Origin of the sequence: Pseudomonas paraeruginosa PA7 (genome assembly GCF_000017205.1) — a bacterium.
In the GTDB taxonomy this organism is placed as follows: Bacteria; Pseudomonadota; Gammaproteobacteria; order Pseudomonadales; family Pseudomonadaceae; genus Pseudomonas; species Pseudomonas paraeruginosa.
In genome coordinates, this window is record NC_009656.1 from 2219036 (window position 1) to 2239003 (window position 19968).

General features: G+C 66.8%; 23 protein-coding genes. 19 read left to right on the plus strand and 4 right to left on the minus strand.

Features of this window, described 5'->3' with window-relative positions; all coding sequences use genetic code 11:
* Positions 1-2: 2 nt before the first annotated feature.
* The 8 genes from PSPA7_RS10340 to sthA all read left to right on the plus strand — a co-directional run bounded on the left by PSPA7_RS10340 (position 3) and on the right by sthA (position 7323).
* Positions 3-1214 carry an NADH:ubiquinone reductase (Na(+)-transporting) subunit B gene (locus PSPA7_RS10340; RefSeq protein ID WP_012075156.1) on the plus strand — a complete coding sequence of 404 codons (1212 nt, stop codon included), beginning with the start codon at positions 3-5 and terminating at the stop codon, positions 1212-1214.
* Positions 1207-1992 carry a Na(+)-translocating NADH-quinone reductase subunit C gene (locus tag PSPA7_RS10345; RefSeq protein WP_003156859.1) on the plus strand — a complete coding sequence of 262 codons (786 nt, stop codon included), beginning with the start codon at positions 1207-1209 and terminating at the stop codon, positions 1990-1992. Before PSPA7_RS10340 ends, PSPA7_RS10345 begins: the two co-directional genes overlap by 8 nt.
* Positions 1989-2663, plus strand: coding sequence for an NADH:ubiquinone reductase (Na(+)-transporting) subunit D (gene nqrD, locus PSPA7_RS10350; protein WP_023443277.1), 675 nt, complete (start codon positions 1989-1991; stop codon positions 2661-2663). Before PSPA7_RS10345 ends, nqrD begins: the two co-directional genes overlap by 4 nt.
* Positions 2663-3271, plus strand: coding sequence for an NADH:ubiquinone reductase (Na(+)-transporting) subunit E (gene nqrE, locus PSPA7_RS10355; RefSeq protein WP_003091182.1), 609 nt, complete (start codon positions 2663-2665; stop codon positions 3269-3271). Before nqrD ends, nqrE begins: the two co-directional genes overlap by 1 nt.
* A gap of 10 nt (positions 3272-3281) precedes the next feature.
* Positions 3282-4505: an NADH:ubiquinone reductase (Na(+)-transporting) subunit F gene (gene nqrF, locus PSPA7_RS10360; protein WP_003156861.1), complete on the plus strand. Its 1224-nt coding sequence runs from the start codon at positions 3282-3284 to the stop codon at positions 4503-4505.
* Positions 4498-5526, plus strand: a complete 1029-nt coding sequence (locus tag PSPA7_RS10365) for an FAD:protein FMN transferase (protein WP_012075157.1) — start codon at positions 4498-4500, stop codon at positions 5524-5526. The genes nqrF and PSPA7_RS10365 overlap by 8 nt, the downstream gene beginning before the upstream one ends.
* Entirely contained in the window at positions 5523-5750 is a 228-nt protein-coding gene (gene nqrM / locus PSPA7_RS10370) for a (Na+)-NQR maturation NqrM (RefSeq protein ID WP_003156863.1), read from the plus strand. Before PSPA7_RS10365 ends, nqrM begins: the two co-directional genes overlap by 4 nt.
* A gap of 178 nt (positions 5751-5928) precedes the next feature.
* A complete protein-coding gene (gene sthA, locus PSPA7_RS10375) occupies positions 5929-7323 on the plus strand; it encodes a Si-specific NAD(P)(+) transhydrogenase (RefSeq protein WP_003156864.1) in 1395 nt (464 codons plus the stop codon).
* Positions 7324-7365: 42 nt separating this feature from the next.
* On the opposite strand, the gene PSPA7_RS10380 is transcribed toward sthA, so the two are convergent.
* The 3 genes from PSPA7_RS10380 to PSPA7_RS10390 are packed head-to-tail and all read right to left on the minus strand — an operon-like array spanning position 7366 to position 9002.
* Positions 7366-8088 carry a glycerophosphodiester phosphodiesterase gene (locus PSPA7_RS10380; protein WP_012075159.1) on the minus strand — a complete coding sequence of 241 codons (723 nt, stop codon included), beginning with the start codon at positions 8086-8088 and terminating at the stop codon, positions 7366-7368.
* Positions 8085-8393 (minus strand): hypothetical protein, encoded by a 309-nt coding sequence (locus PSPA7_RS10385; RefSeq protein ID WP_003156866.1) that lies wholly within the window; start codon positions 8391-8393, stop codon positions 8085-8087. Before PSPA7_RS10385 ends, PSPA7_RS10380 begins: the two co-directional genes overlap by 4 nt.
* Before the next feature lie 9 nt (positions 8394-8402).
* A complete protein-coding gene (locus PSPA7_RS10390; RefSeq protein ID WP_003156867.1) occupies positions 8403-9002 on the minus strand; it encodes a PilZ domain-containing protein in 600 nt (199 codons plus the stop codon).
* 102 nt (positions 9003-9104) lie between these two features.
* Here PSPA7_RS10390 and PSPA7_RS10395 point away from each other — a divergent pair, with 102 nt between their 5' ends.
* The 3 genes from PSPA7_RS10395 to PSPA7_RS10405 all read left to right on the plus strand — a co-directional run bounded on the left by PSPA7_RS10395 (position 9105) and on the right by PSPA7_RS10405 (position 12345).
* Complete coding sequence (locus PSPA7_RS10395; RefSeq protein ID WP_003156868.1) at positions 9105-10355, plus strand: lipoprotein-releasing ABC transporter permease subunit; 1251 nt, start codon at positions 9105-9107, stop codon at positions 10353-10355.
* Positions 10348-11031: a lipoprotein-releasing ABC transporter ATP-binding protein LolD gene (lolD, locus tag PSPA7_RS10400; RefSeq protein ID WP_003091168.1), complete on the plus strand. Its 684-nt coding sequence runs from the start codon at positions 10348-10350 to the stop codon at positions 11029-11031. Before PSPA7_RS10395 ends, lolD begins: the two co-directional genes overlap by 8 nt.
* A 69-nt stretch (positions 11032-11100) precedes the next feature.
* Positions 11101-12345: a lipoprotein-releasing ABC transporter permease subunit gene (locus tag PSPA7_RS10405; RefSeq protein ID WP_003156869.1), complete on the plus strand. Its 1245-nt coding sequence runs from the start codon at positions 11101-11103 to the stop codon at positions 12343-12345.
* A 99-nt stretch (positions 12346-12444) separates the two neighbouring features.
* On the opposite strand, the gene PSPA7_RS10410 is transcribed toward PSPA7_RS10405, so the two are convergent.
* Complete coding sequence (locus tag PSPA7_RS10410; protein ID WP_012075161.1) at positions 12445-12978, minus strand: DUF2062 domain-containing protein; 534 nt, start codon at positions 12976-12978, stop codon at positions 12445-12447.
* Between the two features lie 130 nt (positions 12979-13108).
* Here PSPA7_RS10410 and PSPA7_RS10415 point away from each other — a divergent pair, with 130 nt between their 5' ends.
* The 8 genes from PSPA7_RS10415 to murB all read left to right on the plus strand — a co-directional run bounded on the left by PSPA7_RS10415 (position 13109) and on the right by murB (position 19941).
* Positions 13109-15331 (plus strand): DNA internalization-related competence protein ComEC/Rec2, encoded by a 2223-nt coding sequence (locus PSPA7_RS10415; RefSeq protein WP_012075162.1) that lies wholly within the window; start codon positions 13109-13111, stop codon positions 15329-15331.
* A gap of 72 nt (positions 15332-15403) precedes the next feature.
* A complete protein-coding gene (gene pocA / locus PSPA7_RS10420) occupies positions 15404-16039 on the plus strand; it encodes a flagellar polar localization protein PocA (protein WP_003091163.1) in 636 nt (211 codons plus the stop codon).
* On the plus strand, positions 16036-16476 hold the full coding sequence (gene pocB, locus PSPA7_RS10425; RefSeq protein ID WP_012075163.1) for a flagellar polar localization protein PocB: 441 nt from the start codon (positions 16036-16038) through the stop codon (positions 16474-16476). The genes pocA and pocB overlap by 4 nt, the downstream gene beginning before the upstream one ends.
* Positions 16476-17474 carry a tetraacyldisaccharide 4'-kinase gene (lpxK, locus tag PSPA7_RS10430; RefSeq protein WP_003157521.1) on the plus strand — a complete coding sequence of 333 codons (999 nt, stop codon included), beginning with the start codon at positions 16476-16478 and terminating at the stop codon, positions 17472-17474. Before pocB ends, lpxK begins: the two co-directional genes overlap by 1 nt.
* A 37-nt stretch (positions 17475-17511) precedes the next feature.
* Positions 17512-17697, plus strand: a complete 186-nt coding sequence (locus tag PSPA7_RS10435; protein WP_003157522.1) for a Trm112 family protein — start codon at positions 17512-17514, stop codon at positions 17695-17697.
* Positions 17697-18461: a 3-deoxy-manno-octulosonate cytidylyltransferase gene (kdsB, locus tag PSPA7_RS10440; protein ID WP_012075164.1), complete on the plus strand. Its 765-nt coding sequence runs from the start codon at positions 17697-17699 to the stop codon at positions 18459-18461. The genes PSPA7_RS10435 and kdsB overlap by 1 nt, the downstream gene beginning before the upstream one ends.
* Positions 18461-18925 (plus strand): low molecular weight protein-tyrosine-phosphatase, encoded by a 465-nt coding sequence (locus tag PSPA7_RS10445; RefSeq protein ID WP_012075165.1) that lies wholly within the window; start codon positions 18461-18463, stop codon positions 18923-18925. Before kdsB ends, PSPA7_RS10445 begins: the two co-directional genes overlap by 1 nt.
* Positions 18922-19941 carry a UDP-N-acetylmuramate dehydrogenase gene (gene murB, locus PSPA7_RS10450; protein WP_012075166.1) on the plus strand — a complete coding sequence of 340 codons (1020 nt, stop codon included), beginning with the start codon at positions 18922-18924 and terminating at the stop codon, positions 19939-19941. The genes PSPA7_RS10445 and murB overlap by 4 nt, the downstream gene beginning before the upstream one ends.
* Positions 19942-19968 lie beyond the last annotated feature (27 nt).

Here is a 19968-nt window from a genome sequence, read left to right on the forward strand (position 1 = left end):
CCATGGGTTTGCGTAACCTGCTCGACAAGGTCGAGCATCATTTCGAGAAGGGCGGGCGCTACGAGAAGTGGTACCCGCTGTACGAGGCCGTGGACACCTTCCTCTATCGTCCCGGCAGCGTCACCCGCACCACCGCCCATGTGCGCGACGGCATCGACCTGAAGCGCATGATGATCATCGTCTGGCTGTGCACCTTCCCGGCGATGTTCTTCGGCATGTACAACGTCGGCCACCAGGCCAACCTGATCTTCGCCCAGAGTCCCGACCTGCTGGGCGCCCAGGATGGCTGGCGCTTCGCCCTGATCGGCGCGCTGGCCGGGTTCGACCCGAACAGCCTGTGGGATTGCCTGGTCCAGGGGGCCGCGTACTTCCTGCCGGTGTACCTGACCACCTTCATCGTCGGCGGCTTCTGGGAGGTGCTGTTCGCCACCATCCGTCGCCACGAGGTCAACGAAGGCTTCTTCGTCACCTCGGTGCTGTTCGCCCTGACCCTGCCGCCGTCCGTCCCGCTCTGGCAGGTGGCGCTGGGGATCAGCTTCGGCGTGGTGCTGGGCAAGGAAGTATTCGGCGGCACCGGGAAGAACTTCCTCAACCCGGCCCTGGTCGGCCGTGCCTTCCTGTTCTTCGCCTATCCGGCGCAGATGTCCGGCGACGCCGTATGGACCTCGGTGGACGGCTTCGCCGGCGCCACCTCGCTGAGCCTGGCAGCCGCCGGCGGGGTGGACAACATCCTCGGCCACGGCCTGACCTGGATGGACGCCTTCCTCGGCCACATGCAGGGTTCGATGGGCGAGACCAGCACCCTGGCGATCTTCATCGGCGGCGCCGTGCTGCTGCTGACCCGCATCGCCTCCTGGCGGATCGTCGCCGGGGTGATGCTGGGGATGATCGCCATGAGCTACCTGTTCAACGCCATCGGCTCGACCAGCAACCCGATGTTCGCCATGCCCTGGTACTGGCACCTGGTCACCGGCGGCTTCGCCTTCGGCATGATCTTCATGGCCACCGACCCGGTCTCGGCGTCCATGACCGACACCGGCAAGTGGCTGTTCGGCGCCCTGATCGGGGTGATGGTCATGCTGATCCGGGTGGTCAACCCGGCGTTCCCGGAAGGCATGATGCTGGCGATCCTGTTCGCCAACCTGTTCGCACCGCTGATCGACCACTTCGTCGTACAGGCCAACATCAAGCGGAGGCTGGCGCGCAATGGCTAATCAAGAATCCACCACCCGCACGCTGCTGGTGGCCCTGGTGGTGTGCCTGGTCAGCTCGGTGTTCGTCGCCGGCGCGGCGGTGGCGCTGAAGCCGACCCAGGCGGAGAACCGCCTGCTCGACAAGCAGCGCAGCATCCTCGCCATCGCCGGCCTGGGCCAGCCGGGCATGTCCGGCAAAGAGGTCAAGGCGCTGTTCGACAGCCGCATCAGCGCCAGGGTGGTCGACCTGCAGAGCGGCACCTTCAGCGATGCCCAGGACCCGATCAGCTACGATCCGCTCAAGGCGGCCAAGGATCCGGCGCTGTCCGAAGCGCTGCCCGCCGCCCAGGACATCGCCTCGATCAAGCGCCGCGAGCGCTACACCACGGTGTACCTGGTGGAGACCGACGGCAAGCTCGACACCCTGATCCTGCCGGTGCGCGGCTACGGCCTGTGGTCGACCCTGTACGGCTTCCTCGCGCTCAAGGGAGACCTCAACACCGTCGCCGGCTTCGGCTTCTACCAGCACGGCGAGACCCCCGGCCTCGGCGGCGAGGTGGACAATCCGAAATGGAAGGCGCTGTGGGTCGGCAAGACCCTGTACGACGCGCAGGGCGATCTCGCCGTGCAGATCATCAAGGGTTCGGTGGACCCGCAGTCGGCCAAGGCGACCCACCAGGTCGACGGCCTGGCCGGCGCCACCCTGACCAGCAAGGGTGTCGACAACCTGCTGCATTTCTGGCTCGGCAAGGACGGCTTCGACGCCTTCCTCGCCAATCTGCGCAAAGGGGAGGCGTGATGGCTGCTCAACCCACGATCCGCGAAGTCCTGTTCAATCCGGTCTTCCAGAACAACCCGATCGGCCTGCAGATCCTCGGCATCTGCTCGGCGCTGGCGGTGACCTCGAACCTGAAGACCGCCACCGTCATGGCCATCGCCCTGACCCTGGTGACCGGCTTCTCCAACCTGTTCATCTCGATGATCCGCCGGCAGATTCCCAGCTCGATCCGGATGATCGTGCAGATGGTGATCATCGCCTCGCTGGTGATCGTCGTCGACCAGGTGCTCAAGGCCTATGCCTACAGCCTGAGCAAGCAGCTCTCGGTGTTCGTCGGCCTGATCATCACCAACTGCATCGTGATGGGCCGCGCCGAAGCCTTCGCCATGGCCAACCCGCCGCTCGTGTCGTTCTTCGACGGCATCGGCAACGGTCTCGGCTACAGCGCCATGCTGCTGGTACTGGGCTTCATCCGCGAGCTGTTCGGCGCCGGCAAGCTGTACGGCATCAGCGTGTTGCCGACGGTCAACGATGGCGGCTGGTACCAGCCGAACGGCCTGCTCCTGCTGCCGCCCTCGGCGTTCTTCCTGATCGGGCTGATCATCTGGGCCCTGCGCACCTGGAAGAAAGACCAGGTCGAGGCACCGGCCTACAGGATGGCCCCGCAGGTATCCAGCAAGGAGGCGTACTGATGGAGCACTACATCAGCCTGTTCGTGAAGGCCGTGTTCGTCGAGAACATGGCGCTGGCGTTCTTCCTCGGCATGTGTACCTTCATCGCCATCTCGAAGAAGGTGGAGACCGCCATCGGCCTGGGTATCGCGGTGATCGTGGTGCAGACCATCACCGTACCGGCCAACAACCTGATCTACACCTACCTGCTCAAGGACGGCGCGCTGGCCTGGGCCGGGCTGCCCGAGGTGGACCTGAGCTTCCTCGGCCTGCTCAGCTACATCGGAGTGATCGCCGCCATCGTGCAGATCCTCGAGATGCTCCTCGACAAGTACGTCCCCAGCCTCTACAACGCGCTGGGCGTGTTCCTGCCGCTGATCACGGTGAACTGCGCGATCATGGCCGGCTCGCTGTTCATGGTCGAGCGTGACTACAACCTCGCCGAGAGCACGGTGTACGGCGTCGGCTCGGGCTTTTCCTGGGCGCTGGCGATCGCCGCGCTGGCGGGTATCCGCGAGAAGCTCAAGTACAGCGACGTCCCCGAGGGGCTGCAGGGCCTGGGGATCACCTTCATCACCATCGGCCTGATGTCGTTGGGTTTCATGTCGTTCTCCGGCGTGCAGTTGTAAGGAGAGGCCCGTGATCGGATTCGAGATTTTCCTGGCCATCGGCATGTTCACCGCCATCGTCCTCGGCCTGGTGGCGATCATCCTGGTCGCCCGCGCCAAGCTGGTGTCGAGCGGCGACGTGACCATCCAGATCAACGGCGAGCACAGCCTCACCGTGCCGGCCGGCGGCAAGCTGCTGCAGACCCTGGCGGCGAACAACGTGTTCCTGTCCTCCGCCTGCGGCGGCGGCGGCACCTGCGCGCAGTGCAAATGCGTGGTGGTCGACGGCGGTGGCGAGATGCTGCCCACCGAGGAGTCGCATTTCACCCGGCGCCAGGCGAAGGAAGGCTGGCGCCTGTCGTGCCAGACCCCGGTCAAGCAGGACATGCAGATCCGCGTGCCTGAAGAAGTCTTCGGGGTGAAGAAGTGGGAGTGCACGGTGGAGTCCAACCCCAACGTCGCCACCTTCATCAAGGAGCTCACCCTGCGCCTGCCGGACGGTGAAAGCGTGGATTTCCGCGCCGGCGGCTACGTGCAGCTGGAATGCCCGCCGCACGTGGTCGAGTACAAGGACTTCGATATCCAGCCGGAATATCGCGGCGACTGGGACAAGTTCAACATGTGGCGCTACGTCTCGAAGGTCGACGAGACGGTGATCCGCGCCTACTCGATGGCCAACTACCCGGAAGAGAAGGGCGTGGTGAAGTTCAACATCCGCATCGCCTCGCCGCCGCCGGGCAGCGACCTGCCGCCGGGACAGATGTCGTCCTGGGTGTTCAACCTCAAGCCGGGCGACAAGGTCACCGTGTACGGGCCATTCGGTGAGTTCTTCGCCAAGGACACCGAGGCCGAGATGGTCTTCATCGGCGGTGGCGCCGGCATGGCGCCGATGCGCTCGCACATCTTCGACCAGCTGCGCAGGCTCAGGTCGACCCGCAAGATCAGCTTCTGGTACGGCGCGCGCTCGCTGCGCGAGGCGTTCTATACCGAGGAGTACGACCAGCTGCAGGCGGAGAATCCCAACTTCCAGTGGCATCTGGCGCTGTCCGACCCGCAGCCGGAGGACAACTGGACCGGCCTGACCGGCTTCATCCACAACGTGCTGTTCGAGAACTACCTGAAGGACCACCCGGCGCCCGAGGACTGCGAGTTCTACATGTGCGGCCCGCCGATGATGAATGCCGCGGTGATCAAGATGCTCACCGACCTGGGCGTGGAGCGCGAGAATATCCTGCTGGACGATTTCGGTGGCTGAGCGTTTCCGTCCGCTTGCCATGGCGGGACTGGCAGCGCTGGCGCTGGTCCTGGCCGGGTGCGGCGACACCCTGGAAAGCTTCGGCGGCCCGACCATGGGCAGCACCTATTCGATCAAGTACGTGCGCGGCGCCTCGGCGCCCGACGTCGATACGGCGAAAGCGGCGGTGGAGAAGATCCTCGCCGAGGTCGACCGGCAGATGTCTACCTACCGCGACGACTCTCTGGTCTCGCGCTTCAATGCGCTGCCGGCACGGTCCTGCATGGAGCTGCCGGCGCCGATGCTGGAGCTGCTGCGCTACGGCGGCGAGCTGTCGGAACAGAGCCAGGGCGCCTTCGACATGACCGTCGAGCCGCTGATGAACCTCTGGGGCTTCGGTCCGCAGGCGCGGGTGGAGAAGGTACCCGGCGCCGGGGAGATCGCCGCGGCACGCCGTGACGTCGGCCATCGCCACCTGCGCATCGACGGCCAGCGCCTGTGCAAGGATGCCGCCGTACAGCTGGACTTCGACAGCATCGCCGCTGGCTACACGGTGGACGCGGTGGGCGAACGCCTGAAGGAGCTCGGCGTGCGCAGCTACCTGGCGGAAATCACCGGCGAGTTGAAAGCCGAAGGGCGCAAGCCTGACGGTACGCCCTGGCGCATCGCCATCGAGGCGCCGCGCGAGGGCCAGCGGGTGGCCCAGCAGGTGCTGGCGCTGGACGGCTACGGCGTCTCGACCTCCGGCGATTACCGCAACTATTTCGAAGAGAACGGCCAGCGCTATTCGCACACCTTCGACCCGCGCACCGGCGCGCCGATCAGTCACCACCTGGCTTCGGTCACGGTGATCGACCCATCGACGCGCAACGCCGACGGCCTGTCGACCCTGCTGATGGTGCTCGGTCCGGAAGAGGGCTACCGTTTCGCCGAGAAGCACCAGCTGGCGGCACTGTTCGTCAGTCGCCAGGGCGAGGGTTTCAGCAGCCGTACCACGCCGCGCTACGAACAACTGTTCGGCAACCAAGGAGAACGTCCATGACCTGGCTACTGGTCTTCGTCATCATGCTGCTGGTGGTCCTCGGCATGTCCATCGGCGTCATCATGGGCCGCAAGCCGATCGCCGGCTCCTGCGGCGGCATCGCCAACCTGGGGATCGAGAAGGAATGCTCGATCTGCGGTGGCGACCGGCAGAAATGCGAGGAAGCCAATCGCGACGAATCTGTAGTGCCCGGAAAACTCGCCTACGACGCTACCAAACGCTAATGTGCGACATTTCGCACAGGGCGTAACATATGCCCGCCTCGAGGTCGGACCGAGCCTTGCCCGGCGAATGCCGCCGTTCGCACCGACCCGATGATCGAATCGATCCGCCGCGCACATGTTGTGCCGTGGCTTTGCCGGAGGCGCCAGTGGGCGCCTCGGCCTGTTCTGAGGAGTACGCATGGCTGTCTACAACTACGACGTGGTGATTTTGGGCACGGGTCCGGCGGGCGAGGGGGCGGCGATGAACGCCTCCAAGTACGGGCGCAAGCTGGCGGTAGTCGACAGCCGTCGCGTGGTCGGAGGCAACTGCACGCACCTCGGCACCATTCCTTCCAAGGCCCTGCGCCACTCGGTGAAGCAGATCATCGAGTTCAACACCAATCCGATGTTCCGCCAGATCGGCGAGCCGCGCTGGTTCTCCTTCCCCGACGTGCTGAAGAGCGCCGACCGGGTGATCTCCAAGCAGGTCGCCTCGCGTACCGGCTACTACGCGCGCAATCGCATCGACATGTTCACCGGCACCGCCAGCTTCGTCGACGAGCGCACCGTCGAGGTGGTGACGCCGAGCGGCGCGGTGGAGCGCCTGGTCGCCGACCAGTTCGTGATCGCCACCGGTTCGCGTCCGTATCGTCCTTCGGACATCAATTTCAACCACCCGCGGGTCTACGACAGCGACACCATTCTCTCGCTGAGCCACACCCCGCGCCGGCTGATCATCTACGGAGCCGGGGTGATCGGCTGCGAATACGCATCGATCTTCAGCGGCCTGGGTGTGCTGGTCGACCTGATCGACACCCGCGACCAGTTGCTCAGCTTCCTCGACGACGAGATTTCCGATGCGCTGAGCTACCACCTGCGCAACAACAACGTGCTGATCCGTCACAACGAGGAGTACGAGCGCGTCGAGGGGCTGGACAACGGCGTCATCCTGCACCTGAAGTCGGGCAAGAAGATCAAGGCCGACGCGCTGCTCTGGTGCAACGGCCGGACCGGCAACACCGACAAGCTCGGCCTGGAGAACGTCGGCATCAAGGTCAACAGCCGTGGCCAGGTCGAGGTGGACGAGAACTACCGCACCTCGGTGAGCAACATCTTCGCCGCCGGCGACGTGATCGGCTGGCCGAGCCTGGCCAGCGCCGCCTACGACCAGGGCCGCTCGGCCGCCGGCAACATCGTCGAGAGCGATAGCTGGCGCTTCGTCAACGACGTGCCGACCGGCATCTACACCATTCCGGAGATCAGCTCGATCGGCAAGAACGAGAGCGAGCTGACCGCGGCGAAGATTCCCTACGAAGTGGGCAAGGCGTTCTTCAAGGGCATGGCCCGGGCGCAGATCTCCAACGAGCCGGTGGGCATGCTGAAGATCCTGTTCCATCGCGAGACCCTGGAAATCCTCGGCGTGCATTGCTTCGGCGACCAGGCCTCGGAAATCGTCCATATCGGCCAGGCGATCATGAACCAGCCGGGCGAACTGAATACCCTGAAGTACTTCGTCAACACCACCTTCAACTACCCGACCATGGCGGAAGCCTACCGGGTGGCGGCGTTCGACGGCCTCAACCGGCTTTTTTGAAGGACTCCGGCCGGCGGCCTGAGCCGGCCGGAGGGGATGTGCTCAGCGATTCCCGAGGGTGGCGCTGGCCAAACCGGGAAAGTCTGTGATCAGGCTGTCCACGCCGAAGTCGGCGAGCCGGCGCATCAGCGCCGGTTCGTTGACCGTCCACACCGAGACGTGAAGCCCCAGGCGCTGGGCCTTGAGCAGGCGTTCCGGGGTGCACAGCGTCCAGTTCAGGGCGAGCAGGGCACAGCCATAGTGCTGGGCGACCTTCAGCGGGTCGAGCCAGGCGTATTCGGCGACCAGCCCGCGCGACAGCTCCGGAGTCAGTTCGTCGAGGGCCTTGAGCACGGTCCGCGAACCGCTGGTGACGGTGACCCTGTCGCGGTTGCCGAAGCGCTCGGTCAGTTCCCTGATCCGCGTCACCGTTCGCGCCGCGCGCTCGCGCGAGGCGCTCTTCACTTCCAGTTGCCAGTGCTCGAACGGGCACTGCTCGAACAACTCCTCCAGCCGCGGGATCGGCGTCGGCCGTACCCAGCCGGGGCCGCCATGGCGCGCGTCATAGGTGACCAGGGTGGCCGCGTCGTGTTCGGCGACCTTGCCGCGGCGGCCGGTGGTGCGCTTCAGGGTCGGGTCGTGGATCACCATCAGTTCGCCGTCGCGGGACAGGTGCAGGTCCAGTTCGCAACGGTTGACGCCGTGCTCCAGGCAGCGCTGGAAGCTGGCCAGGGTGTTTTCCGGCGCTTCGCCCTTGGCGCCGCGATGTCCATAGATGAGAGTCACTGTGGCTCCTTGTTCGAGGGTGGCGCGGGATTCCGTGGCCGATGATGGCGAACGCTGTCGAGCACCCGGCCGCTTTCGAAATATACCGAGAAGTCGCGGTAATCCCAGCGCACGATGGGCGGCTGGCCGACCGCGGGATGTTCCTCGTCGGCCAGGCCGAAGCGTTGCAGCACGGTTTCGCGGCTTTCGCCGCGGGCGGGCAGGGCGACCCGGGCATCGCCCTGGGCACCCAGCGGGATGCCCAGGGTATCGGCGAACAGCGGTGGGGCGAGGAGGAGGGAGCACAGCAGTAGCGAACGGAGCATCGGCATATCTCAGGTCGAAGAAGGTTGGCCCGGCTCGCCGAGCGGGCCCTGTCCGGCCCGCGCCAGGCGGCGCTGCTGGGCCTGCTTCTGGAGGATATGCCGGGCCAGCAACTGGCGCTGTGCGTCGCTCAACGCTTCGAACTCGGTGCCGATCTCGAATTCGTCGTCGCGTGGCTGGGCGTGGATCACCCGGGCCCGCAGTTCGAGGCCGAAACCCTGCGGCAACAGGACCATGCGCAGGACGAGCAACTGGCCGACCGGCAGTGCGCGGTCGTGGCGGAAGCTAACGCCGCCCTCGGACAGGCTGACCTTGCGCGGTTCGCCGATCTCCTTGAGCAGGCTCTGCACCATCACCTGGCCGAGCAGGTCGATGCGCTTGTTCATCACCTTCAGGTAATTGGCCAGCGTGCGGTCGCGTTCGCTGATGTGGCGCAGCAGGTGCTGCGACTCGTAATCCATCAGGTGGAGGTCGCTGAGCAGGCTGAACAGGGTCGCTCCCGGCTCGCTCTCCTGGCTGTCCTGGACGGCTCCGGCAGGGCGAAATTCCAGTGCGAGGGTATCTTCGATACGGTAGTATTCGCGGCGGTCATCCGCGTCACGAGTGGACATGGCGAACCCACGGCGGCAGTGATGGTCAGAGTGTAAGGCCGCCGGCGATGCCTCGCCACTTCGCCATCCCGACGCATCCATTTTCTGCCAGCTAAGGGCGACATGTTCAGACCCCTGTCCGTTTTCATCGGCACGCGCTATACGCGGGCCAAACGTCGCAGTCATTTCGTCTCCTTCATTTCGCTGACCTCGATGATCGGCCTGGCACTGGGCGTGCTGGTGATGATCGTGGTGCTCTCGGTGATGAACGGCTTCGATCGCGAAATGCGTACCCGCATCCTCGGCATGGTGCCGCAGGCCACCGTCGAGTCGTACCAGCCGATCGACGACTGGCGCGCCCTGGCCGAGAAGGTCAAGGCCCACGAACACGTCACCGCGGTAGCGCCGTTCACCCAGATGCAGGGCATGCTCAGCGCCAATGGCGCGGTGCAGACGGTGATGGTCGATGCGGTCGATCCGCGGGAAGAGGCCAAGGTCTCGATCATTCCCGACTTCTTCAAGCAGGGCTCGCTGGCGGAACTCAAGGCCGGCGGCTTCGGCATCGTCATCGGCCAGCTGGCGGCGCAGAAGCTTGGCGTCGGCATTGGCGACAAGGTCACCCTGATCCTGCCCGAAGTGGCAGTGACCCCGGCCGGGGTATTCCCGCGGATGAAGCGCTTCACCGTGGTCGGCACCTTCCGCGTCGGCGCCGGCGAGCTGGACGGCGGTCTGTCGCTGATCCACCTGGAAGACGCCGCCCGCCTGCAGCGCTGGAAGACCAACCAGGTGCAGGGGCTGCGCCTGAAGCTCGACGATCTGTTCCAGGCCCCGCGAGTGGCCTGGGAGATCGCCCGGACCCTGACCGACAACGACTTCTACGCCCGCGACTGGACGCGCAGCCACGGCAACCTGTACCAGGCCATCCGCATGGAAAAGACCATGATCGGCCTGTTGCTGCTGCTGATCGTCGCGGTCGCCGCGTTCAACATCATTTCCACCCTGGTGATGGTGGTCACCGACAAGAAGTCGGACATCGCCATTCTTCGTACCCTCGGCGCCACGCCGGGGCAGATCATGGCCACCTTCATGGTCCAGGGTACGGTGATCGGGGTGATCGGCACGCTGGTCGGCGGGGTGCTGGGAGTGGTCGCGGCGCTCAACGTCAGCGCCTGGATCTCCGCCCTGGAGAAGCTGCTGGGCCACCAGTTCCTCGCCTCCGACGTGTACTTCATCGATTACCTGCCGTCGCAGCTGATGCTCGACGATGTCGTGCTGGTCTGCGGCGCGGCGCTGGTCCTCAGCTTCTTCGCCACTTTGTATCCAGCCTGGCGTGCGGCGCGCACCCAGCCTGCGGAGGCTTTGCGTTATGAATGACAAGTCGGTGCTGAGTTGCCGCAACCTGAGCAAGAGCTACGACGAGGGGCCGCAATCGGTGCAGGTGCTGTCCGGCGTCGAGCTGAACCTGTTGCCCGGCGAGCGGGTGGCCATCGTCGGCAGCTCCGGCTCGGGCAAGAGCACCCTGCTGAACATGCTCGGTGGCCTGGACACGCCTTCCGCCGGCAGCGTCTGGCTGGCCGGCGAGGAACTCTCGGCGCTGAACGAGACGGCGCGCGGGCTGCTGCGCAACCGCGCGCTGGGCTTCGTCTACCAGTTCCACCACCTGCTGCCCGAGTTCACCGCCCTGGAGAATGTCTGCATGCCGCTGCTGATCGGCCGCACGCCGATCGCCGAAGCGCGCCAGCGCGCGGCCGAGCTGCTGGAGCGGGTAGGCCTGGGGCATCGCCTGTCGCACAAGCCGGCGGAGCTGTCCGGCGGCGAGCGCCAGCGGGTGGCGATCGCCCGCGCGCTGGTCAACCGGCCGCAACTGGTGTTGCTCGACGAGCCCACCGGCAACCTCGACCAGCACACCGCGCAGGGTATCCAGGAGCTGATGCTGGAACTGAGCCGTTCGTTGCAGACCTCGTTCCTGGTGGTAACCCACGATCTCCAGCTGGCCGGGCACATGGATCGCATCCTGCGCCTGGAAGAAGGCCGACTGATCGCCGCGTAGCGGAGCGACGGCGTACCCGCCGTCCGCTGCCGTCCGGCGACTCCCCCATCGACTCGGTGCATCCGCGACATGTTCAGACCGTTACCGTTCTTCATAGGCCTGCGCTACACCCGCGCCAAACGCCGCAACCACTACATCTCGTTCATCTCGCTGACCTCGATGATCGGCCTGGCGCTGGGCGTGCTGGCGATGATCATCGTGCTCTCGGTGATGAACGGCTTCCAGAAGGAAATGCGCACGCGCATCCTCGGCATGGTGCCGCACGCCACGATCAGCGCGGCGCAGCCGCTGGACGACTGGCAGACCGTCGCCGCCGCGGCGCTGAAGCACCGCGAGGTGGTCGGCGCGGCGCCGTTCGCCGAACTGCAGGGCATGCTGTCTTACAAGGGCAACATGCTGCCGGTGCTGGTCAACGGCATAGACCCGCAGGAAGAGCGCAAGGTCTCCATCGTCGGCGAGCACATCGTCCAGGGCAGCCTGGATGACCTCAAGCCTGGCGAGTTCGGCATCGTCCTCGGCGAGATCACCGCGCGGCGCTTCCATGTCAATGTCGGTGACAAGCTGACCCTGATCGTCCCGGAAGCCACCTCGGCGCCCGGCGGGATCACCCCGCGCATGCAGCGCTTCACCATAGTCGCCCTGTTCAAGGTCGGCGCCGAACTGGACAACTCGCTGGCGCTGGTCGACATCGCCGACGCCGGCCAGTTGCTGCGCCTGCAGCCGGGCCAGGTGCCCAGCGTGCGCCTGGAGCTGAAGGATCTCTACCAGTCGCCGCAGGTCGCCGCCAAGGTGGTCAAGGAGTTGGGGCAGGGCTTCAGGTCCAGCGACTGGACCAGGACCCAGGGCAGCCTGTTCAACGCGATGAAGATGGAAAAGACCATGATCGGCCTGCTCCTGCTGCTGATCATCGCGGTCGCCGCCTTCAATATCATCGCCACCCTGATCATGGTGGTCGCCGACAAGCGCACCGATATCGCCATCCTCCGCACCCTGGGGGCGACGCCGCGGCAGATCATGGCGATCTTCATGGTCCAGGGCACGGTCATCGGCGTGATCGGCACGGTCATCGGCGGGGTGCTCGGGGTGCTCGCGGCGCTGAACATCACCGGGGTGATCGATCGCATCGAGCGGCTGGTCGGGCACAAGGTGTTCAGCTCGGACGTGTACTTCATCAACTACCTGCCTTCCGACCTGCAGGTGCTGGACGTGGTGCTGATCTGCAGCGCTGCCTTGCTGATGAGCTTCCTCGCCACCCTGTACCCGTCCTGGCGGGCGGCGCGGACCCAGCCGGCGGAGTCGTTGCGCTACGAGTGAGTGGCAGGGCGGCGGCGAGCCGCCCCGGCTCAGCGGCGCTGAGCGCGCGCGTGAACAATGAAAAGCCGCCTTCGAGGCGGCTTTTTCATGTCCGGCGGATCACTTCGCGGCGACTCGCTCGCGCCGTTGCCGACAGCGCCGGCTCCAGCTGCGCTGCACCCACCAGCGCCAGTAGAGCATCGTCAGCGCGTAGCCGAGGATGGCGGCGACGATGCCGCAGACCACCGAACCGAGCAGGAAGGGCTGCCAGAGGCTGGACAGTTCCTGGCTGATCCATTCCCAGGTGAGATGGTCCGGCAGGCTGCGCGGCGGCACCTGCATCAACCAGGCACCCAGCTTGTAGGTGCAATAGAAGACCGGGGGCATCGTGATCGGATTAGTTAGCCAGACCAATCCGACGGAAATCGGCAGATTGCTCCGGATCCACACCGCCAGGCCCGCTGCCAGCAGCATCTGCATCGGCATCGGGATGAAGGCGGCGAACAGGCCGGCGGCCATGGCGCGCGACACCGAGTGGCGATTGAGATGCCAAAGGTTGGGATCGTGCGTCAACTTGCCGAGAAAGCGCAGCGATTTCTGCGAGCGGATGCTTTCCGGATCGGGCATGTAGCGCTTGAACAGGCGACGCGGCATGTGGGCTCTCGGTGGATATAGGCTTGCGTATTATGCCAAGCAAGATGACAGGATTTCGTTGCCCATTGTATGACCCCATGTGACATGTCGGGGAGCGGAGGGCACGCCACGGGGATGGGAGGAACCGTTCATGCGCCTGGGATTGCCAGCCCTCGCCGCGGGGCTGCTGGCCCTGCGCCTGCTGCCGGAGTTGCCGTCGGCTGGCTGGCTGCTGGCGGCCGCCGCTGCCGGTCTGCTGCTGCTCTTCGGCCGTCTCTACTGGCTGGGACTGTTCCTGCTCGGCTTCGCCTGGGCCTGCGTGTCGGCACAGGCCGCGCTGGACGGGCGCCTCGCCGCCGAGCTGGATGGCCGTACGCTATGGCTGGAAGGGCGTATCAGCGGCCTGCCGGCAAGCGGGAATGGCGTCACGCGCTTCCAGTTGGAGGGCGTGAGCAGCCCGCGCGAAGCGCTGCCTGGCCGCCTGCGCCTGAGCTGGCGCGGCGCGCCGCCACTCATGGGAGGTGAGCGCTGGCGCCTGGCGGTGAACCTGAAGCGGCCGCGCGGCCTGGTGAATACGGCAGGCTTCGATTACGAAGCCTGGCTGCTGGCGCAGCGGATCGGCGCCATCGGCACGGTGAAGGCGGGCGAGCGGTTGCGTCCGGCCAGCGGCCTGGATGCCTGGCGCGACGCCTGGCGCCAGCGTCTGCTCGCGGCGGATACCCAGGGTCGCGGCGGCGCGCTGGCGGCGCTGGTGCTGGGAGACGGCTCGGGCTTGCGCGCGGATGAATGGCGCATGCTCCAGGACACCGGCACCGTGCACCTGATGGTGATTTCCGGATCGCATATCTCGCTGTTGGCGGGAATGCTCTATGGCCTGGTGGCGGGCCTGTTCCGCCTGGGTTGCTGGCCTCGCCGCCTGCCCTGGCTGCCCTGCGCCTGCGGCCTGGCGCTGGCTGGTGCCTGGGGCTACGGGCTGATGGCGGGATTCGAGGTGCCGGTGCGGCGCGCCTGCCTGATGGTCAGCCTGGCGCTGCTCTGGCGCCTGCGCTTCCGTCACCTGGGCGTGTCGAGGCCGCTGCTCGGGACGCTGGTGCTGGTGCTCCTGGCGGAGCCGCTGGCCTGCCTGCAGGCGGGATTCTGGCTGTCGTTCCTGGCGGTGGCGTTGCTGCTCTGGCTGTTCGCCGGGCGCCTCGGGCGCTGGCGCTGGTGGACGGCCTGGGGGCGGGCGCAATGGGGCATGGCGCTCGGGCTGGCGATGCCGTCGCTGGCGCTGGGCCTGCCGTTGAGCCTGAGCGGGGCGCTGGCGAACCTGCTGGCGGTGCCCTGGGTAGAAATGCTGGTAGTGCCGCCGGCCCTGGCCGGGAGCCTGTTGCTCGGTGTGCCTGGCGTCGGCGAGAGCCTGTTGTGGATCGCTGGCGCCTCGCTGGACCAACTGTTCCACCTGCTCGTCCTGCTGGCGGGGCTGGCCGGGGCCTGGCAGCCGCCTGCCGCCACGGCCTGGGGCGTCGCCCTGGGAATGCTCGGCGCGCTCTGCTGGCTGGCGCCAGCCGGGTTGCCGGTGCGAGGCCTGGGGGCGTTGCTGATGCTACCGGCGCTGGCGCCGTTGCTGCGACCGATCGAGGCGGGGTATGCCGAGGTGCGGATGCTGGATGTCGGCCAGGGGCTGGCGGTGCTGCTGCGTACCCGCGGGCACGCGCTGCTGTATGACGCCGGTGCGCGACAGGGCGACTTCGACATGGGCGAGCGGGTGGTCCTGCCGGTGCTGCGCAGCCTCGACCTGCGGCGCCTGGACGGCCTGTTGCTGAGCCACGCCGACAACGACCATGCCGGTGGCGCGCCTGCGGTGGTTTCCCGTTTCGCCCCGGGCTGGGTGGTCAGTGGCGAGCCGGCGCGCCTGCCGTCGTCGCTGGCGGCGCGGGGATGCGAGGAGCGGCGCTGGGAGTGGGACGGCGTGACCTTCGCCCAGTGGTCATGGGCCCGGGCCGACAGCGCTAACGACCGTTCCTGCGTGTTGCGGGTGGAAGCGCGCGGCGAGGTGCTGCTGCTGACCGGCGACATCGCGCGCGCTGCCGAGTACGCCTGGCTGGCGCGCCAGGGCGAGCCGCGGGTCGACTGGTTGCAGGCGCCACATCATGGCAGTCGCAGTTCCTCCGGAGAGGCCTTCGTGCGACGGACCCGGCCGCACCATGTGCTGGTCTCGCGGGGTTGGCGCAATGCCTTCGGCCATCCTCATGCGGAAGTGGTGCAGCGCTACGCCGGCATCGCCGCGCAGATCCACGACACCGCTCGCGACGGAGCCCTGACCTTTACCCTGGGGCGCGGCGGGGAGGCACGCGGGGAGCGTGAAGCGGCGCACTTCTGGCGGGAAAAATGAGAACCGTGGCGGTCGGCGGAAAAGGGGCGCTGTGCTAGAGTGGCGCCACTTTTTTTTCGGGGATATGCCACTGTGTGGGAACTGGTTCAAGCCGGCGGCTGGATGATGCTGCCGATCATTCTGAGTTCGATCGCCGCCACCGCCATCGTCGCGGAGCGCCTGTGGACGCTGCGCAAGAGCCGCGTCGCGCCGCCCGAGCTGCTCGGCCAGGTGTGGAAGCAGATCAAGGGCAAGCAACTGAGCGCCCAGAAGCTCAAGGACCTGCGCGCCAACTCGCCACTGGGCGAGATCCTCGCTGCCGGCCTGGCCAACTCCAAGCACGGACGCGAGATCATGAAGGAGTGCATCGAGGAAGCCGCTTCCGGCGTCATCCACGAACTTGAGCGCTATCTCAACGCCCTCGGCACCATCGCCGCGATGGCTCCGCTGCTCGGCCTGCTGGGCACCGTGTTCGGCATGATCCAGATCTTCGGCGCCTTCATGGACAACGGCATGGCCAACTCGCCGATGCTCGCCGCGGGCATCTCCAAGGCGCTGATCACCACGGCCGCCGGCCTGCTGGTGGCGATCCCGGCGGTGTTCTTCCATCGCTACCTGCTGCGTCGCGTCGACGAGCTGGTGATCGCCATGGAACAGGAAGCCATCAAGCTGGTGGAAGTGGTGCAGGGCGACCGTGAAGTCGACTACGTCGAGGAAGGCAAAGCGTGAAATTCCGCCGCAGACGGGCGGGTGCCGCCCGTGAAGACGTCTTCATCAACCTGGCGTCGCTGATCGACGTGATCTTCGTCCTGCTGCTGTTCTTCGTGGTCAGTACCACTTTCACCCGCCCGGAGCAGCTCAACATCGAGCTGCCTTCGGCGGAGAGCGGCGAGACCGCCAGCACCGCACAGAAGCAACTGGAGCTCTCGGTGGACGCCGAGGGCCACTATGCGCTGAACGGACAGGCGCTGGCCAAGAGCGACCTGGCCACCCTGATGGCGGCGATGCAGCGCGAGTCCGCCGGCGACAACAACCTGCCGGTGGTGATCAGCGCCGATGCCAAGTCCACCCATCAGTCGGTGGTCACAGCGATGGATGCCGCCGGCAAGCTGGGCTTCGTCCACCTGCGCATCACCACGGTCGAGAACACGGCGGCCAAGCCCTGATGTCGTTCTCCGAGCGCCTGCTCGCCGCCTGGTACCGGGGCCATCCGGCCCTGGCCCTGTTGCGCCCGCTGGAGGCGCTCTACCGGCGAGTGGTGAATGCCCGCCGGGCGGATTTCCTGTCCGGCCGCAAGCCTGCCTACCGGGCACCGGTTCCGGTCGTGGTGGTGGGCAACATCACTGTCGGTGGCACCGGCAAGACGCCGATGATTCTCTGGATGGTCGAGCATTGCCGTGCCCGTGGCCTGCGGGTGGGGGTGATCAGCCGCGGCTACGGCGCGAGACCACCGCATGCGCCCTGGCGGGTCCGCCCGGAGCAGGATGCCGCGCAGGCCGGCGACGAGCCGCTGATGATCGTCCGGCGCAGCGGCGTGCCACTGATGATCGATCCGGACCGTCCGCGCGCGTTGCGGGCGTTGCTGGCCGAGGAACCGCTGGACCTGGTGCTCTGTGACGATGGCCTGCAGCACTATCGGCTGGCGCGTGACCTCGAGCTGGTGCTGATCGATGCCGCGCGCGGTCTCGGTAACGGCCGCTGCCTGCCGGCCGGGCCGCTGCGCGAGCCGCGCGAACGGCTGGAGAGTGTCGACGCGCTGCTCTACAACGGCGCCGATGAAGATCCCGAGGATGGTTTCGCCTTCCGCCTGCGGCCGGCGGCGCTGGTCAACCTGCAGAGCGGCGAGCGGCGAGCGCTCGGGTATTTTCCCGCCGGCCAGATGCTGCACGCGGTGGCCGGGATCGGCAATCCGCAGCGTTTCTTCGGGACGCTCGAGGCGCTACACTGGCGACCGATTCCGCATGCCTTCCCGGATCACGCGACCTACAGCGCGACCGAGCTGACGTTCGATCCGCCGCTGCCGCTGCTGATGACCGAGAAGGATGCCGTGAAATGCCGGGCTTTCGCAGCGGCCGACTGGTGGTACCTGGCGGTCGATGCGGTGCCTTCCCCAGCATTCGTCGCCTGGTTCGACGCCCGACTCGAGCATCTCCTGGCGCGCTGACCGGCGGCCGTGCCGCCATTGTTTGAAGGACTCCGCCATGGACCCGAAACTCCTCGATATCCTCGCCTGCCCGCTGACCAAGGGGCCGCTGGTGCTCAGCGAAGACAAGAGCGAACTGATCAGCAAGCAGGCCGGCCTGGCCTATCCGATCCGCGACGGCATCCCGGTGATGCTGGAGAGCGAGGCGCGCGCCCTCAACGTGGACGAGCGGCTGGACAAGTAATGACCCAGGCGTTCACTGTCGTCATTCCCGCCCGTTACGCCTCCACCCGCCTGCCTGGCAAGCCGCTGCAGGACATCGCCGGCCAGCCGATGATCCAGCGCGTCTGGAACCAGGCGCGCAAGAGCGCCGCCAGCCGCGTGGTCATCGCCACCGACGACGAGCGCATCCTGGCCGCCTGCCAGGGCTTCGGCGCCGAGGTCCTGCTGACCCGCGCGGATCACAACTCCGGTACCGATCGCCTGGAGGAAGTCGCTTCCCGGCTCGGCCTGGCGGCCGATGCCATCGTGGTCAACGTGCAGGGCGACGAGCCGCTGATCCCGCCGGCGCTCATCGACCAGGTGGCGGCCAACCTGGCGGCGCATCCGGAGTCGGCCATCGCCACCCTGGCCGAGCCGATCCATGACGTCGCCGCGCTGTTCAACCCGAACGTGGTCAAGGTCGCCACCGACGTCAACGGCCTGGCCCTGACCTTCAGCCGCGCGCCCTTGCCCTGGGCGCGCGACGCCTTCGCCGGGGATCGCGACAGCCTGCCGGACGGTGTGCCCTACCGCCGCCACATCGGGATCTACGCCTACCGCGTCGGCTTCCTCGCCGACTTCGTCGCCTGGGGGCCGTGCTGGCTGGAGAATACCGAGAGCCTCGAGCAACTGCGCGCGCTCTGGCACGGGGTGCGCATCCATGTGGCCGATGCCCGCGAAACCATGCTGCCGGGCGTGGATACGCCGGAAGACCTCGAACGCGTCCGCCGCGTACTGGGGGGTTGATGCGCGTCCTGTTCGTCTGCCTGGGCAATATCTGTCGCTCGCCCACCGCCGAAGGCGTGTTCCGGCGCAAGATCGAGGAAGCCGGGTTGGGCTCGCGCATCCATGTCGACTCCGCCGGCACCGCCGGCTGGCATGTCGGCAAGGCGCCGGACCAGCGCACCCGCCTGGCCGCGCAGCGGCGCGGCTATGACCTGTCGGCGCTGCGTGGACGCCAGGTCGCTGCCGAGGATTTTTCCCGCTATGACCTGATCCTGGCCATGGATCACTCCAACCTGGCCGATCTCGAGGCGTTGCGCGCCGGGCGCGGCGCTGCCGAGCTGGATCTGTTCCTGCGCCGCTACGAATCCGAGCTGGACGAGGTGCCCGACCCCTACTACGGCGGCGAAGAAGGCTTCGAGCAGGTCCTCGACCTGATCGAGCGAGCCTGCGATCGCCTGCTGGTCGAAGCCAGGGGGCGCCTGTGAGCCTGGAATTGCAGGAGCAATGCTCGCTGAAGCCCTACAACAGCTTCGGCATCGACGTTCGCGCCCGCCTGCTGGCGCACGCCCACGGCGAGGCTGATGTGCGCGAAGCTCTGGCGCTGGCTCGGCAACGTTCATTGCCGCTGCTGGTGATCGGTGGCGGCAGCAACCTGCTGCTGACTCGCGATGTCGAGGCGCTGGTGCTGCGCATGGCCAGCCAGGGACGACGGATACTTTCCGAGGCGGACGACATGGTGCTGGTCGAGGCGGAGGCGGGCGAGACCTGGGATCCCTTCGTCCAGTGGAGCCTGGAGCAGGGCCTGGCCGGCCTGGAGAACCTCAGCCTGATTCCCGGCACCGTGGGAGCGGCGCCGATGCAGAACATCGGTGCCTACGGGGTCGAGCTGAAGGACGTCTTCGACAGCCTCACGGCGCTCGATCGGCAGGATGGCAGCCTGCGCGAGTTCGATCGCGAAGCCTGCCGTTTCGGCTATCGCGACAGCCTGTTCAAGCAGGAGCCGGATCGTTGGCTGATCCTGCGTGTACGCCTGCGCCTGTCCCGGCGTTCGGGCTTGCACCTGGATTACGGACCGGTGCGCCAGCGGCTGCAGGAGGAGGGCATCGCCAACCCGACGGCGCAGGACGTCAGCCGGGTGATCTGCGCCATCCGCCGGGAAAAGCTGCCCGACCCCGCCGTGCTGGGCAATGCCGGTAGCTTCTTCAAGAATCCGCTGGTCAGCGCGACGCAAGCCGCGATGTTGCGCCGGACCTACCCGGACCTGGTGGCCTACCCGCAAGCGGACGGCCAGGTCAAACTGGCCGCCGGCTGGCTGATCGACAAGGGTGGCTGGAAGGGCTTCCGCGACGGCCCGGTGGGGGTGCATGCACAGCAGGCGCTGGTCCTGGTCAACCACGGCGGCGCCAGCGGCGCCCAGGTCCAGGCGCTGGCCGAGCGCATCCAGGCGGACGTGCGTCAGCGTTTCGGCGTCGAGCTGGAGCGCGAGCCGAACCTTTACTGAGCCTGTCCCGGTGAAATGAAAAGGGAT

Coding starts and splice junctions, on each gene's coding strand:
- PSPA7_RS10340 (WP_012075156.1), top strand. CDS start 3: ATGGGTTTGCGTAACCTGCTCGACAAGGTCGAGCATCATTTCGAGAAG.
- PSPA7_RS10345 (WP_003156859.1), top strand. CDS start 1,207: ATGGCTAATCAAGAATCCACCACCCGCACGCTGCTGGTGGCCCTGGTG.
- nqrE (WP_003091182.1), top strand. CDS start 2,663: ATGGAGCACTACATCAGCCTGTTCGTGAAGGCCGTGTTCGTCGAGAAC.
- nqrM (WP_003156863.1), top strand. CDS start 5,523: ATGACCTGGCTACTGGTCTTCGTCATCATGCTGCTGGTGGTCCTCGGC.
- sthA (WP_003156864.1), top strand. CDS start 5,929: ATGGCTGTCTACAACTACGACGTGGTGATTTTGGGCACGGGTCCGGCG.
- PSPA7_RS10385 (WP_003156866.1), bottom strand. CDS start 8,393: ATGCTCCGTTCGCTACTGCTGTGCTCCCTCCTCCTCGCCCCACCGCTG.
- PSPA7_RS10390 (WP_003156867.1), bottom strand. CDS start 9,002: ATGTCCACTCGTGACGCGGATGACCGCCGCGAATACTACCGTATCGAA.
- PSPA7_RS10395 (WP_003156868.1), top strand. CDS start 9,105: ATGTTCAGACCCCTGTCCGTTTTCATCGGCACGCGCTATACGCGGGCC.
- lolD (WP_003091168.1), top strand. CDS start 10,348: ATGAATGACAAGTCGGTGCTGAGTTGCCGCAACCTGAGCAAGAGCTAC.
- PSPA7_RS10405 (WP_003156869.1), top strand. CDS start 11,101: ATGTTCAGACCGTTACCGTTCTTCATAGGCCTGCGCTACACCCGCGCC.
- PSPA7_RS10410 (WP_012075161.1), bottom strand. CDS start 12,978: ATGCCGCGTCGCCTGTTCAAGCGCTACATGCCCGATCCGGAAAGCATC.
- PSPA7_RS10415 (WP_012075162.1), top strand. CDS start 13,109: ATGCGCCTGGGATTGCCAGCCCTCGCCGCGGGGCTGCTGGCCCTGCGC.
- lpxK (WP_003157521.1), top strand. CDS start 16,476: ATGTCGTTCTCCGAGCGCCTGCTCGCCGCCTGGTACCGGGGCCATCCG.
- PSPA7_RS10435 (WP_003157522.1), top strand. CDS start 17,512: ATGGACCCGAAACTCCTCGATATCCTCGCCTGCCCGCTGACCAAGGGG.
- kdsB (WP_012075164.1), top strand. CDS start 17,697: ATGACCCAGGCGTTCACTGTCGTCATTCCCGCCCGTTACGCCTCCACC.
- PSPA7_RS10445 (WP_012075165.1), top strand. CDS start 18,461: ATGCGCGTCCTGTTCGTCTGCCTGGGCAATATCTGTCGCTCGCCCACC.